Origin of the sequence: Rhodothermus bifroesti (assembly GCF_017908595.1) — a bacterium.
Taxonomy (GTDB): Bacteria; Bacteroidota; Rhodothermia; order Rhodothermales; family Rhodothermaceae; genus Rhodothermus; species Rhodothermus bifroesti.
In genome coordinates this window covers 1-14,576 of record NZ_JAGKTL010000003.1, presented here as the reverse complement: position 1 = coordinate 14,576, position 14,576 = coordinate 1, and the positions used below count along the sequence as shown (strand labels likewise).

Annotated in this window: 11 protein-coding genes; 6 read left to right on the top strand and 5 right to left on the bottom strand. The window is 56.5% G+C overall.

The features are described 5' to 3' along the window. Window position 1: 1 nt before the first annotated feature. Entirely contained in the window at window positions 2-301 is a 300-nt protein-coding gene (locus tag J8E65_RS06950; protein ID WP_210374993.1) for a DUF4290 domain-containing protein, read from the bottom strand. A gap of 203 nt (window positions 302-504) precedes the next feature. Between J8E65_RS06950 and J8E65_RS06945 the strand changes: the two genes are divergently transcribed. From J8E65_RS06945 to clpP, 6 genes are all read left to right on the top strand, one after another. Next, window positions 505-810 carry a hypothetical protein gene (locus tag J8E65_RS06945; RefSeq protein WP_210374991.1) on the top strand — a complete coding sequence of 102 codons (306 nt, stop codon included), beginning with the start codon at window positions 505-507 and terminating at the stop codon, window positions 808-810. Between the two features lie 56 nt (window positions 811-866). Further along, a complete protein-coding gene (locus J8E65_RS06940) occupies window positions 867-1,775 on the top strand; it encodes an ABC transporter ATP-binding protein (RefSeq protein WP_210374989.1) in 909 nt (302 codons plus the stop codon). A 9-nt stretch (window positions 1,776-1,784) separates the two neighbouring features. After that, window positions 1,785-3,077 (top strand): ABC transporter permease, encoded by a 1,293-nt coding sequence (locus tag J8E65_RS06935; protein WP_210374987.1) that lies wholly within the window; start codon window positions 1,785-1,787, stop codon window positions 3,075-3,077. A 79-nt stretch (window positions 3,078-3,156) separates the two neighbouring features. Next, on the top strand, window positions 3,157-6,399 hold the full coding sequence (locus J8E65_RS06930; RefSeq protein WP_210374985.1) for a peptidase MA family metallohydrolase: 3,243 nt from the start codon (window positions 3,157-3,159) through the stop codon (window positions 6,397-6,399). 105 nt (window positions 6,400-6,504) lie between these two features. Further along, window positions 6,505-7,851: a trigger factor gene (gene tig / locus J8E65_RS06925; RefSeq protein ID WP_210374983.1), complete on the top strand. Its 1,347-nt coding sequence runs from the start codon at window positions 6,505-6,507 to the stop codon at window positions 7,849-7,851. Window positions 7,852-7,907: 56 nt separating this feature from the next. Then, complete coding sequence (gene clpP, locus J8E65_RS06920; protein ID WP_210374977.1) at window positions 7,908-8,660, top strand: ATP-dependent Clp endopeptidase proteolytic subunit ClpP; 753 nt, start codon at window positions 7,908-7,910, stop codon at window positions 8,658-8,660. Between the two features lie 62 nt (window positions 8,661-8,722). On the opposite strand, the gene J8E65_RS06915 is transcribed toward clpP, so the two are convergent. The 4 genes from J8E65_RS06915 to sucB all read right to left on the bottom strand — a co-directional run. Next, window positions 8,723-10,624, bottom strand: coding sequence for a hybrid sensor histidine kinase/response regulator (locus J8E65_RS06915; RefSeq protein ID WP_210374975.1), 1,902 nt, complete (start codon window positions 10,622-10,624; stop codon window positions 8,723-8,725). After that, complete coding sequence (locus J8E65_RS06910; RefSeq protein WP_210374974.1) at window positions 10,621-11,079, bottom strand: response regulator; 459 nt, start codon at window positions 11,077-11,079, stop codon at window positions 10,621-10,623. The genes J8E65_RS06915 and J8E65_RS06910 overlap by 4 nt, the downstream gene beginning before the upstream one ends. Next, window positions 11,076-12,956: a PAS domain S-box protein gene (locus J8E65_RS06905; RefSeq protein ID WP_210374968.1), complete on the bottom strand. Its 1,881-nt coding sequence runs from the start codon at window positions 12,954-12,956 to the stop codon at window positions 11,076-11,078. The genes J8E65_RS06910 and J8E65_RS06905 overlap by 4 nt, the downstream gene beginning before the upstream one ends. 107 nt (window positions 12,957-13,063) lie before the next feature. Next, window positions 13,064-14,576, bottom strand: a 1,513-nt coding sequence (gene sucB / locus J8E65_RS06900; protein ID WP_210374966.1) for a 2-oxoglutarate dehydrogenase, E2 component, dihydrolipoamide succinyltransferase, incomplete at its 5' end; no start/stop codon positions are given.

The window sequence follows — 14,576 nt, the reverse complement described above, 5'->3', positions numbered from 1 at the left end:
CTCAGCGCGCCCGCTCCCCGTCATAAAAAAAGCCCCGCTCTTCGTCGCGAACGCGCACCACCTCCGCCACCTCGTCCATATTCAGCTGTCCCTTGCTCATAAGGTAAATGAGCTGGGCAATCTGCCGATCTTTATTTGGAGCCTGGTTCCACTCCGGATGCGCCTGCTCGATGAGGCTAACCAAAATGCGCAAATAGGGATACCGCTTCTCCGGCGTTTCCAGTTGGGCAATTGCCTGCGCAAACAGCTCCGCATTCCGCCCAACCTGACGATCGATCATCTTTTCCCGATAATACGTCATGTTTCCTGTTTACCGCTGCTTAGACACATGGTGAGGCGCGGCCCTTAAGCCGCTGTCAAGAAAGGCTTGTCGTTCCTAAATTAGGATCACTGGCGGCCAGTTGCCATCCAAGTTAACATAAAATTGTGCGAACAGGTTTCTTTGAACTCCTGCTGGAGCCTTCGCGTTGAAACGAGTCGGACCGTAGCCTATACTACGGTGCTATGAGTAAGAAGCCAATACGCGAAACTGCGCAAAATCAGCGCCGCATTAGTCCCTATCGCCTGGAGCTTCTTCCGGTGGTGCCTGCGTATCATCGCCGGGCACGCAACAAAAAACCACTTCAGGAAGGCCAGTTGGTCTACTATGGCCCGATGCCGCTTTACTATGGCATCGGCGAAGTCAAGCGCGTTGTAGGTTCGTATGTAGCGGTCGACTTCCGAGGCACAGGACAGTTTGGCGTGCACGAAGACGTACTTTCTCAAGAATATTTGGTCCCCATTCCCCCTGCTACACTCCCATTGCTGTAACTTGAACGCGTCGTTTCCGTATCTTGGGATTGTTTTTAGGGTTTACACGCAGCATTATGCTTGTCGTCGACCACGTCACCAAACGCTACGGGGCAACCGTAGCGGTTCAGCAGGTCTCCTTCACGGCTCAGCCTGGGCGCATTTTAGGGCTTTTAGGTCCGAATGGGGCGGGCAAAACAACCACCTTACGCATGATTGCGGCCATTTTACTGCCTAATGAAGGCCGCATTCTGTTTGAAGGTCGGCCTGTCGGCGCTTGGAGCCAAGCGCTCATGGGTTATTTGCCTGAGGAACGGGGACTCTACCGCAAGCTCTACGTGGAAGAGCAACTGGTCTATTTGGGACGGCTCAAAGGGCTATCGTCCGCCGAAGCCCACCGGCAGGCCCGCTACTGGCTCGAGCGCCTTGGCCTTGACCGCTGGCGTGCCCATAAAACCGAGGCACTTTCCAAAGGGATGCAGCAAAAATTGCAGTTTATCGCTGCCGTACTGCACCAGCCGCGCCTGTTGATCCTTGATGAGCCGTTTAGCGGTTTGGATCCGCTGAATGCCGACCTGCTGCAGCAGATCATTGCTGAGTTCAAAGATGCGGGCCGCACGATTCTTTTTGCCTCGCATCGCATGGAACAGGTCGAGCAGCTGTGCGACGACATTTGCTTGATCGCCCAAGGACGCATCCTAACGGCAGGCCCCCTACGCGAGATCAAGCAGCGCTTTGGACGCAACACGGTGGTCCTGGAATTTGATGGCGACGGCACGTTTTTAAGTGCGCTGGCTCGTCAGCAGCGTATTCGTCTGCTTGCGCAAAGCCACCACCGTGCCGAAATCGAACTGCTCAACGGCACTTCACCACGCCAAATTCTGGAGACAGCGCTGGCCCATGTGCCCGAATTGTACCGCTTCGAGGTCACCGAGCCGCCACTTTCGGAAATCTTTAAGCACTTAGTCCGCAACGCTACAAGCTGAGCCCGCGCCATGGATAAAATCTGGACTATTCTGCAAAGCGAATTTGTGCGGCGCGTGCGTACCCGCATGTTTCTGCTCACCACGCTATTGGCGCCGATCTTTTTGCTGGCCCTGCTTTTGGTACCTCCTGTAGTCAGCTACCTCAGCACCCGTGCTGAGGTGCGTCATTTAGCTGTTGTAGACCTGAGCGGAGAGCTTTTTTCACGCATGCAAGCACAGGCACCAGCTACGCTGCACCTGGAGGCCGTCACGCTACCGACCGACACGCTTCAGGCTGCTGTGCGGGCAGGACGCTACGACGGCTATCTCTTACTGCCTGCTTCGCTCCTGGAGGGCAGTGGCAGTGCCGAACTGTATGCCCAGAGCAGTCTAGGCCTGAGCTTCCAAATGCAACTGGAGCGCTTGCTCAACAAATCCGTCGAAGAAGCCCGCTTGGCGAAACTTCAGGTCCCCCCTGAGCTTGTGACTGTATTACGCGCCGAAGTACCCCTGCGCCTGTACCGCCTTTCTTCAACCGGTGCCGAAGCCGACGGTACGGCGTTTTACTCGATTGTTGGCTACATTATGGCTTTTCTCATCTACGGTGCTACACTGGCCTACGGCAGCGTAGTGCTGCAGGGTGTAATCGACGAAAAAGCAAGCCGGGTGGTTGAATTGATGATTTCTTCGGTCCGTCCACTTCACTTGATGATGGGCAAAGTGCTGGGCATTGGCGCATTAGGCCTGCTGCAATTTCTCTTGTGGGGGCTGCTGCTTTTGGCTGGGACTGCGGCTGCTGGCCCGCTGCTGACGCATTTGCTACGCACCCAGTCTTCCCAGCTCGGCCTCACTGCTTCTACAGAAGAAGTGCTGCAAACCGCCCATCTCAGCCTGCCGGCACTAGATCCCTTGCTTATCGTCTGGTTCATCTTATTTTTCATCAGCGGCTACTTGCTCTATGCGAGTCTGTTTGCTGCCATAGGCTCGGCCGTAGACCAGCAGCAAGATGCCCAAGGCCTGATGCTGCCGCTGACACTGCTTATCGTGATTCCTGTACTTTTTATGCCCTATGTGATCGAAAGCCCGCAGGCCTCGCTTTCGGTTGTTCTTTCGCTGGTGCCGTTTTTTTCACCTATTCTAATGGTGGCGCGTTTGGCCGTAGGGGGTGTACCGTGGTGGGAAGGACTATTGGCCTATGGCCTGCTCGTCGGCGCATTCATTGGGGCGATTTGGATCAGTGCCCGCATTTACCGCATTGGCATCCTAATGTACGGCCAAAAGCCTTCCTTTAGGGAAATCTTACACTGGCTGCGTATGGCCTAAGTAAGCCTTCAACGGAACTTAACGGTCCGCCTTTCCTACAAGGATAGGAGCTTGTTTTGTCAAAATGCGCATCACTGCCATGCGGACCGGCTGGGTTGCGGGATTGGCTTTGCTCCTGCTGACGCTGCCCCAAGCAGAGGCGCAATACTTCCGCTTTGGCAAAAACCGCGTTCACTACCACACGCCAACGTGGTACTACATCCAATCGCGGCACTTTGACATCTACTACTACGAAGGAGGCTACGAGCTGGCCACTTTTACAGCCGAGGCGGCTGAAGCGGCCTATGCGGAACTGGTTTCCTTGCTGCAGTATGAACTTTCTCAGCGCATTGCTATTCTCGTCTATCCGAGTCACAACGCCTTTAGCGTCACCAATGCTGTCGATTTGCCCGATTACAGCGAAGGCATTGGCGGCGTAACCGAGCTTTTTAAGAATCGGATTGCTGTTCCCTTCATGGGCGACTACCGAGACTACCGCCGCGTAGTCCACCACGAGCTGGTCCACGCCGTGCTAAACGACATGTTCTACGGCGGTTCGCTTCAAGCCATTTTACAAAACAACCTGCAACTGGTGCTGCCACTCTGGTTCAACGAAGGTCTAGCTGAATACGCTGCCTTAGGTTGGGATGCGCAGTCTGATATGTATGTGCGCGAGGCGATTTTGAACGATCGCCTGGCGCCTATACCGTATCTTTCGGGTTATTTTGCTTACCGAGGTGGTCAGAGCGTTTGGGACTATATTGCCACCCAATACGGCCGCGAAAAGATCGCCGAAATTCTGCAGCGTGTGCGGCTGACGCACTCCGTCGAGACCGGCTTTCGGCAGGCTACGGGGCTATCGCTCGCGGAACTCTCGGAGCGCTGGCAGCAGGCCTTGCGCGAAATCTACTATCCTGAACTTACAGCGCGCGAGCAGCTTGATGACATTGGACGGCCGTTACTTACCGCCCGCAATGCTGGCTATTACAACACCAGCCCGGCCCTAACGCCACAAGGCGATCGTTTGGCTTTTATTACCACCCGTAACGGTCTATTTGACGTATACCTTGCCAGTGCTACCGACGGGAAAATCCTGCGCCGCTTGGTTGCGGGCCAAACAAGCCCTGACTTTGAAAGCTTGCGTATTCTTACCCCTGGCCTGAGCTGGAGTCCCGACGGTCGCTTCCTTGCGCTGGCAGTAAAAAGTGGCCCATCAGACGCGATTGCCATTCTTGATGTAGAAACAGGACGAAAAACACACCACCGCATTCCTGGCGTTGAGCAGATACTCTCGCTGGCCTGGAGCCCCGACGGTCGCTGCATTGCTTTTTCGGCTACAAGCAAAGCGCAAAGCGATATCTACGTACTGGACCTGCACACCGGCCAGGTGATCAACTACACCAACGATGTCTTTAGCGACCATGAGCCTGCTTGGCGGCCAGACGGCAAAGCACTGGTTTTCCACAGTGACCGAGGCGATCAGCTAACTCCTGGCCAGCAACCTAGCAATCCCCATGCCCTTATGGCACAGGTCGAACGGGGCTACGACCTCTATTTGCTGCATCTGGACCCAGTGCGCCTCGAGCGCCTTACCCATCATGAGCGCTGGGATGAACGCAGCGGCCGCTTTGGCAGCGACCCAAACCGCCTCTTGTTCATCTCAGACCGCAATGGCATCCCCAACCTCTACGAAAAAGACCTGCGTACAGGTGCAGAGCGGCCACTAACCGACCTGGTGGTGGGCATTCAGCAACTGTCGCTCTCGGCCGATGGCCGCAAGGCCGCTGTTGTCAGCCTGCGCGAAGGCATTCCTTCAATCTATTTGATCAAGGATCCCTTTGAGCGAAAGGGAGAGCGCGACACGCTGGCGCCTACGGTATGGGCGCAACGCAAGCTGCGCCAAGCTACCCCGCCTGCCCCAGCACTGGCAGTGGCTTCGGCTACGTTGCGGCAACGTAATCCCTTCTTACGCGCAGCCAACACCCCCCTGCCAACGTTTCCCCTACCCGCCCAGGAAACCCTGATGGCTACGACAGACCAACATGCTTCGGGCAATGCGGCTTCGGCAACGGACTCCTTGACCGCCTACAGCCTGTCGCGCGTAGACTTTCGCAACTACGTCTTTAGCTCGGCTTTTGATGAAGCCAGCCATCGCCATAGGGGTTACCGAACGGTTACCGATCCTTTTACGCCTGAGAACAACCGCGACGAAAATGGTCGCTACCAACCTCGTCGCTATCGACTTTACTTCACGCCCGACTTGGTCTACGGTGCCGCAGGGTACGACATGCTCTATGGAGTACAGAGCGTGACAGAGATTCTCTTCAGCGACATGTTAGGTAACCACCGCTTCTGGGTAGCGACCAACCTGCTGGTCGACTTGCGGAATTCAGACTACGTGATAGCCTACAGTTACCTTCCTCGGCGTACCGACTGGACGGTAGCCGTCTACCATATCGCCCGTCTTTTGCCCGACTATACCCTTCGCACCCTCTACCGCTATCGCCACTACGGGCTGAATCTGGAAGCCAGCTACCCCTTCAATAAGTTTGAGCGCTTTGACCTCGATGTGGCGCTCATGGGCGTCAATCAAACCGATATTGGTAATCCTGAGCGCCCACCGCTAACGCGCTCGCTGCTCTATCCAGCAATAACCTACACGCGAGACGTGAGCGTGCCGGGTCTGCTAGCACCCATTGGCGGACATCGGCTGGCGGTGCAACTCTCGGGCAGTCCTGGCAATCTGGTTGCCGGCCGCCAGATCCAATTCCTAACGCTGCTGGCCGATGCACGCACCTACACGTCCTTTGGGCGAGGGCTCTACAGCCTGGCGGTCCGCCTGGCCGGAGGGGCATCGTTCGGCCCAACACCACAGCTTTTTTACTCTGCTGGCGTTCAAAATTGGATTAACCGACACTTTGATAGCTTCCCTATCGAAGACCTGACCGACTTTGTTTTCGCCACTCCTGTCTTGCCCTTGCGGGCAACGGCCATTAACACGCTCAATGGGCCCTACTTTGGCCTCCTGAACGCCGAGTTTCGCTTCCCCTTAATTGCAGCCCTGCTGCCAGGCCCACTTCCCGTTTTACCCCTCTACAACTTGCAAGGCACCGCCTTTTTAGACGTCGGTACAGTCTGGGGCAGCCCTTCCAACCGCCGCCTAACTTTCTTTCGTCGTACCACTGAAGGACAACAGGTGTTGGACGACCTACGCGTTGCCACAGGCATAGGGCTCCGCACGATCCTCCTAGGCTTCCCGCTACGCTTTGATTTTGCCTGGCCGTTTGATGGCCGTCGCTTTGGGAACCGCCACTTTTACCTATCGGTAGGGCTGGACTTCTAAACCGGAACCCACGGCTTGGAGCCTGCTTTAAAGGGCTCTCTGCCTAACCCGCCGCGCTATAGAGCGGCGTTTTTTCATGTACTCAGGCCTCAGCCCACGTAAGCAATGCATACGGAAATCAAAGAGATCAGCTCGGTCGAATACGAACTCACGCTCCATATTCCTGCCGAAGAACTGCAGCCAGAACTGGACCGACTGCTGCGCCAACTGCGCAATCGGGTTCAGCTTAAGGGATTCCGGCCTGGCAAAGCTCCCCTTTCGCTGATCAAGCAACGCTATGGCGATGAGGTTGCCATAGAGCTCGCTGAACGCAAAATACGCGAAGCGCTCGAAACGGCTGTGCTCAAACCTGGCACCTATCGTGTTGTCGGACGCCCCCGCATCCTGCGCCTAGACTACAAGCCGGATGCCGACCTGCATGCCGTTTTGCGCTTTGGCGTGCGGCCTCAGTTTGACCTCAAGCCGCTTTCTGAAGAGTCACTCCCGCACTTGGTGCACCAGGTCACCGACGAGGAGATCGAAGAGGCCATTCATCGCCTACGCAAAGAAGAAGCCCCGCTGGTGGACCTGCCCCAAGATGCTGGTCTGACAGCCGACGACTTTGCCCGGGTGGATCTGCAGCGCTTGGACGACGCCACTGGCATGCCGATCATTGGCGAAAAAGAAGAAGACGTCGCGTTTTTCTTGGATGACCCGCGCCTCAAAGCTGAACTCCGACAGGCGCTTTTGGGCAAAAAAGCCGGCGACACGCTGCGTGTCGAACTGTCCCATGGGGACGAAGCAGGTGGCGCCCATACCCACCGGTATGAAGTGCACGTCCGCGAAGCCAAACGACGAGCGCTGCCGGAGCTGGACGCAGCGTTTATCGAAAAAATCACCCGTGGCGCTGCACAGGACGAAGCCGGGCTGCGCGAGCTTCTGCGCCGTGAGTTGCAAGCCCGTTGGGATCGTCAGGCACGTGAGCTCCTAGAGCAGGAAATTATGGACCGCATGCTGGCCCTCCATCCTATTCCCGTACCGGAGTCAGCTGTCGAGATGGTGCTGGACCAATTTGTGGAGGACGTACGCCAGCGCAACCGCGGCCGCCTGCCTGAAGGGTTCGACGAAACCGCCTTTCGCCATACCAACCGGGCATTGGCAGAACAAGAAGCCCGTTGGATGTTTATTTTCGATAAAGTTGTGGAGACCTTCCAGCTCCACGTTACCGACGAAGACCTCGACGCCTTCTTTGCCGAGCAAGCCGCAGCCGACAGCGGCTTTGACCCCAACGCCCTGCGCCAATTCTACGCTTCGGTACCTGGTCTAATGGAACAAGTGCGCCATCGGCTGCTAACCCGTAAGGTTTTCGACACGCTCAGCACCCAGTTCCGCTTAGAAAACTTAGACCGCCAGGCCTACCTGGAATACCGAAAGACGCGGCGTGCAGGAACCCAAAGCGAATTAACCCGGTAGCACCGCCTGCCTGTCCGCGCAGGACGTTTTTGCTAACCCGATTGCCTTAGCCGACCATGTCCGACCGGCGGATTGTAGAGGACTTTCTTAAATTCTCTCGCAGCTTAACGCTGCCTTCTGATATCTACAGCGGGCCGTTTCAAAGCTACCCAGTAGGCGCCCTAGTGCCGATCGTGATTGAGCAAACCACACGCGGTGAGCGCGCCTACGACATTTTCAGCCGTTTGCTCAAGGAACGAATTGTCATTATCGGCACGCCTATTAATGACCAAATCGCTAACCTGGTTGTAGCGCAGCTGCTGTATTTAGCTAGCGAAGACACCGAGCGGGATATCAACATCTATATTAACTCGCCTGGAGGCTCAATTGATAGCGGCTTAGCGGTCTACGACACCATGCAATACGTTGCGCCTCCAGTGGCCACCATCTGCGTAGGGCTAGCAGCTTCGATGGGGGCGGTGCTGCTGGCTGCTGGGGTTAAGGGCAAGCGGGCAGCCCTCCCCAACTCCCGCATCATGATCCACCAGCCGTGGATGACAGGCGTGCAAGGACAAGCCACGGATATTGAAATTCACGCCCGCGAGATTCTCAAGATGAGAGAACGCCTCAACGAAATTCTTGCCTACCACACCGGCCAGTCCAAAGAACAGATCGCCAAAGACGTGGATCGCGACTATTGGATGGGCGCTTTTGAAGCGCAAAAATATGGCCTGGTCGATAACGTCCTAACGCCACGCCGCGGGTTTTTCCCTTCACCCGACGGACAGCTCCCCCCCGACAAAGAAAAAGGCGACAAAAGCAAAGGGTAAACGCCCACCTCCTTCGCCATAGACCCATGTGCGGCCGCTTTGCTTAAAGCGGCCGTATTTTTTTATGACCTTGCATGCAACACCTCGTGCAACAATGCGCCTAGCTTTTCAACCGTGTATGGCTTGTGCAAGAAGGCGCGCGCGCCGATTTGCCGGGCTGCTTCAGCCCGACCACCGTGCAATCCGCTGGAAGCAATGACGGGCAAAGCTGGCCAGCGCTCGCGAACCAAACGAATCAGTCCCAATCCATCCATTTCAGGCATCACCAAATCCGTAACCATAACCTGGATTTCTCCTGCGTGAACTTCCAGACAACGGACAGCCTCGTGACCATTGGTCGCCGTAAACACCCGATAACCTAATTGTTCTAAAGCTTCCCGCGCTGCCTCGAGCACAAAAGGCTCATCATCGACCAGCAAGACACCTTCACCCCGACCGCGGAAAGCTGGGGTAGAAACCGCCACAGGAGCTGTTGCTGCCTCGGGCTCGGCTGGCAAATATACGCGAAAGGTAGCCCCATGGCCTGGCTCGCTGTGAACTTCAATAAAGCCGCCATGGCTGCGCACAATGCTGTAGGCCGTGGACAAGCCTAACCCAGAGCCCTTCCCTACGGGTTTGGTAGTGAAAAACGGCTCAAAGATTTTGTCCAGTACATCCGCAGGAATACCTATGCCCGTATCGCTGACTGCTAAACACACGTAGGGCCCCGGACGGGCTTCTAAGATGCGGCGTGCATAATGGGCATCGAGCTGCACGTTTTCCGCTGCCAAGAGCAGCCGTCCCCCATCGGGCATGGCATCCCGTGCATTGACACACAAGTTCATCAGCACTTGCTGCAATTGGGTTGCATCACCCCGGATAGGCCAAAGCTGGTCGTCGAAGCGGGTTTCGATCTGAATAGACCGAGGAAACGTCTCTTGCAGCAACTGGGCCACTTCTTCCATCAAGGCGCGAACGTCGAGCGGCACGCGCTCGCCTTCCATACCCCGGGCAAAAGCTAGCACTTGCCGGACCAGGTCAGCACCACGCTCGGCACTTCGCTGAATCATGTGCAGCGCACGCTTGCGCCGGTCGGAGTCCAGGGTGTCTTGCTCCAGCATACGCACGCCAAGCAGAATAGGCACAAACAGGTTGTTCAGGTCGTGCGCCATACCACTTACCAGGCGACCAATACTTTCCATGCGCTGCGCTCTCAAAAACTGTTGCTCCAGCAGACGGCGTTCGGTGATGTCGGTATAGAGGATGAGCACGGAACGCGGCCGACCATAGGCATCACGTACCAGCGTCCAACGGCTTTCAAGCAAGCGGTCTTCGCCCTCTTGAACACGCATGAGCAGCTCACCATTCCAGCTTCCCTCAGTTACTACCTGCGTTAAGGCAGCTGTGAGCACAGAGGACTCAACCCCTTTGCACACTACCTGGATGGGCTGGCCAAGCAGTTGCGCAGCGCTCTCACCAGTAAGCCGTTCGGCGCTGCTGTTGGCATAGACCACACGTCCTTCTAGATCAACAGCCAAGATGGCATCGCGCGCCGCATCCAGTAGCATTGCTTGCTCCAGAATGCGCTCTTCAGCCCGAAAGCGCTCGACAGCATAGCGGATTGAACGTTCAAGCTGTGCGGCATCCAGTTGGCCTTTGACCAAATAGTCCCAAGCCCCCGCAGCCATGGCCTCCAGATCGACAGCCACATCACCCTGGCCGGTAAGCAAAATCACAGGTAGCGCAAGTCCCTCGCGACGAATAGTGCGCAGCAAGGTTAATCCGTCCTCAGATCCTAACCGGTAATCCAGCAGGCAAACGTCAAAGGGGCGTTGGCGTAGCGTCTGCAGCGCCTCTTCGTAAGTAGCGCACCACTGCAAGGTGCAGCGAATCGTGGTTGCCCGCGCTAGCAACCGCCGCACGATGTGATAGTCCTCCTCGTCATCCTCAATTAGTAAGACGTCCAACGGGAGTGGCGTCGTCATGGCAGGTTCGTTTGGGGGGGCAAGCGCACAATTTCAAACCAAAAGTCGCCCAGCACCTGCAGTGCCCGTACCAGTCCATCAAACGTAACAGGCTTGGTGACAAAAGCATTAACGCCCAGATCATAGCTGCGCACAATATCGGTCTCTGCGTCCGAAGTGGTCAGCACAACAACAGGAATGCGGCGCAACATAGGATCAGACTTGATTTCCTGCAGTGCTTCTCGGCCGTCTTTGCGCGGCATGTTCAGGTCCAGCAAAATCAAGCCTGGCCGGGGCGAGCGTGCTGGATCGGCATAAGCACCGCGGCGGTAGAGGTAGTCCATAAGCTCTTGGCCATCCTCAACGGTATAGATGGCGTTGCGCAAATGGCTACGTTTTAAGGCCCGAATGGTCAGCAACCGATCATCCGGGTCATCATCGGCCAAGAGAATCACAACAGACTCGGGAGTACTCATTCGGGCAGGTTTCTAGACGAAGCCATAGGAGGTTGATGCAGCGGCAATATAACCAAAAACGTAGCGCCTTCTCCCGGCCGGCTGCGTGCCGTCAGCTGACCGTGGTGGCGCTCAACAATACGCCGGCAGATGGCCAGTCCCATACCCGTACCCGCATACCGATCACGGCTATGCAACCGTTGAAATGGCGAAAAGATACGGTCCAGATACTTCTCGTCAAACCCAATACCATTGTCCTGAACTTCAAGATAACAAAGGGATCCGCCGGATGCGGCCGCCTCGATGCGCGCGCGCAGCCAGATTTCTGGCCTGCGATCGGCATGGCGAAACTTAAGGGCATTGCCGATAAGATTTTGCAGGAGTTGGCGCATTTGGGTCGGGTCAGCTTCAATAACCGGCCAGTGGCCTTCACAATGCACGCGGGCTCCTGTTTCCGCGATGCTGACTTCCAAATCGACCAGCACTTGGTCCAACACGGCTTTAAGATCGACCCGTTCAAAAGGCCGTCCCTGGGTTGTCACACGCGACAGCGTAAGCAGGTCTTCGATCAAGCGCGACATGCGTGTTGCGGCGTCGTGCATGCGCTCTAGATAGTAGCGCCCTTCTTCGTTAAGTAAGGGCGTATATTCTTCTTTGAGCAGCTCAGCAAATGCCCGTACCTTGCGCAACGGTTCTTGTAGGTCGTGCGAGGCCACGTAGGCAAACTCTTGTAGCTCTCGGTTACGCTGTGCTAGTTCCTGCTCTGCCTGCACCCGGTCGGTCACATCGCGCGAGCTGGTCTGCAATTGCACAATGCGGCCTTTCTCATCGCGAATGGCTTTCAGATGCGTCTCAAGCCAGATGTAATGGCCTTTCTGATGGCGAAAGCGGTGCAGCAGGGCAACAGGCTGCTCTCCTGAAGGCACCTGCTGCAGCAACGTTCCCCATCGGGTTTGATCTTCAGGATGCCAAAACGCTTCCAGATGTTGGCCGATGAAAGCCTCTGGGGGATAGCCCGTAATGCGCTCTGCCGAAGGGCTGACATAGACAAAGCGACCTTCGGCATCATGCAGTCCGACCAAATCTGTCATGTTTTCGGCCAGCAGGCGGAATAGGCGTTCGCGTTCGCGTAGCGCTTGCTCTGCTTGAAGGGCTTCGGTGACATCCCGAAAGATCACAGCCACCCCATCTTCCAAAGGTGTGGCTGTGAGGTGAAACCAAGCACGAATGCCATCTTGATCGTAGTACAAGGTGGTCTGGAAAGGTATTCCCGTACGCACCACCTGGGCATAGGCTGCAAAAAGCCCCAGCGTCTGGTGGCCCGGCAGCACCTTACGCAGCCGTTGCCCCACGAGCGTTTCGGTTTGCCCAAGCAACAGGTGGGCACGTGGGTTAGCCAGCAGCCAAACAAAATCAACCACTTCCCCTTCCAGGTTATAGATGGGCTGCAAAGCCATCACCCCTTCAAGCAAACCACTAAGCAAGCTAGACAGGAGATGTTGTGAAGACGCCAACGCCTTACGGGCCTGATGCGCTTCTGTCTGATCTTCCAAAACCAGAATCAACCCTGAGGCTGCCTCATGCGACAGCGGGCAGGGCTGAGCGCACCATCGGACCCAGAACGTTCGACCGTCTTGCCGACGCAATACCGCTTCGTCAGCCCCTTCGGTAGTACGGTGTTGGAGGACACGTTGAAAAGCCTGCTGCCAGTAGCCCTCGGTGTCATCAAACAAGACGGTATAGGGCTTACCAGCCACCTGCACGGCATCCAGCCCAAAGTCCTGGCACCAGCGCGGGCTAACGGTCACATAGCGTAACCCTTGATCTAGCAAGGCAGCGGCCACCGGCAGGTGCTGCACAAACTGATGCCACGCGGCCTGCCGTTCAGCTTCTCCCATGCGCGCAAACAACCACTCAGCGGTTTCGTACGTCGAGCTAACCGCTTTATTGAACGAAATCTACCCGAACAAATGTAATGATCTGTTAACAAGTATGGGGTATCCCCTTAAAGTTCCAAATCAGGAGGGATCGATTCCAGCACGTCCACTACCTTCTGTAAGAAAGCAACCCCCAGTGCGCCGTCAATAATGCGGTGGTCATAGGAAAGCGAGAGATACATCATGTGCCGGATGGCGATCACGTCGCCCAGTTCCGGATGTTCGATCACTACAGGGCGTTTTTTGATGGCCCCAGTAGCCAAAATGGCCACCTGAGGTTGGTTAATGATCGGCGTGCCCATCAGCGAGCCTAGTGATCCGACGTTTGTGATCGTGAACGTGCCACCTTGCAGTTCGTCGGGTTGAAGCTGCTTATTACGGGCCCGGTAAGTCAAGTCAGCAATGGCTTTTGCCAAGCCGACCAAGTTCTTCTGGCCTGCATCGCGGATAACCGGCACCACCAAGCCTGTGGTGCCCAGGGCCACAGCAATCCCAATGTGATAGTCTTTTTTCACCAGAATGCGCGTACCCTCGACCGAGGCATTCAAAAGCGGATAGGCTTTCAAGGCTTCAACCACGGCCTGCACAAAGAAAGGCAAGTACGTAAGCGGTACACCTTCACGCTGCTGGAAACGCTCCTTGTTCCGCTCGCGCACGCGAACCAGATTGGTGACATCGACTTCGGCAAACGAGGTAACGTGCGCAGCTGTACGCTTGGAGCGGATCATGTGCTCGGCAATAAGCTGCCGCATCCGATCCATCTCGATGATTTCGATGCGGCCTTCAGCGCTTGCAGCCACCACTTCTGGGGCAGGTTGCGGCGCAGCTTTGGGTTGCGGCGTTACCGGCTCAGACGGACGCACCTGCTGGCGGCGCTGCTCGAGGTATTGGAGCAGGTCCTGCTTGGTTAGGCGCCCCTCCCGGCCGCTACCTGGAATCGAGGCGAGTTCCTGTGGCGAAAGCCCTTCTTTTTGCGCAATAGACCGCACCAAGGGCGAATAGAAGCGGCCATCAGGGCCTCGGCGAGGAATCTGGGTTGCGACCGAAGCCCCATCACCAGAGGGTGCTGATGCCTGAGCGGAGGGTTGGGAAGCAACTGTGCGTTGCGGCGCTTTGGGTGCACGCGCTTGCGTCTCTTCGACCGCTGCGCCAATAGCGATGCGGGCCAGGACAGTACCCACAGCTACCGTCTCCCCCTCCGACACCAAAATCTCCCGCAACACCCCAGAAGCCGGAGAAGGCACCTCCGTATCCACCTTGTCCGTACCAATCTCCAACAACGGCTCGTCCACCTCCACCCGATCCCCTACCCGCTTCAACCACGTCACCACCGTCCCCTCCGTAATGCTCTCGCCCATCTTGGGCATCACAACCTCAACCAGCTCTTCTTCAGCCTCCGATGCAGGTTTGGGCTGAGAGGGTTCTTCCACACGTTCTGCCAGCGAAGCTGCTTCAGAAGCGGGCGGTGTAGGTGCAGGCGTTGGAGCTTCGGCCTCTACTTCCGTAGCGATGCGGGCCAGGACAGTACCCACAGCTACCGTCTCCCCCTCCGACACCAAAATCTCCCGCAACACCCCAGAA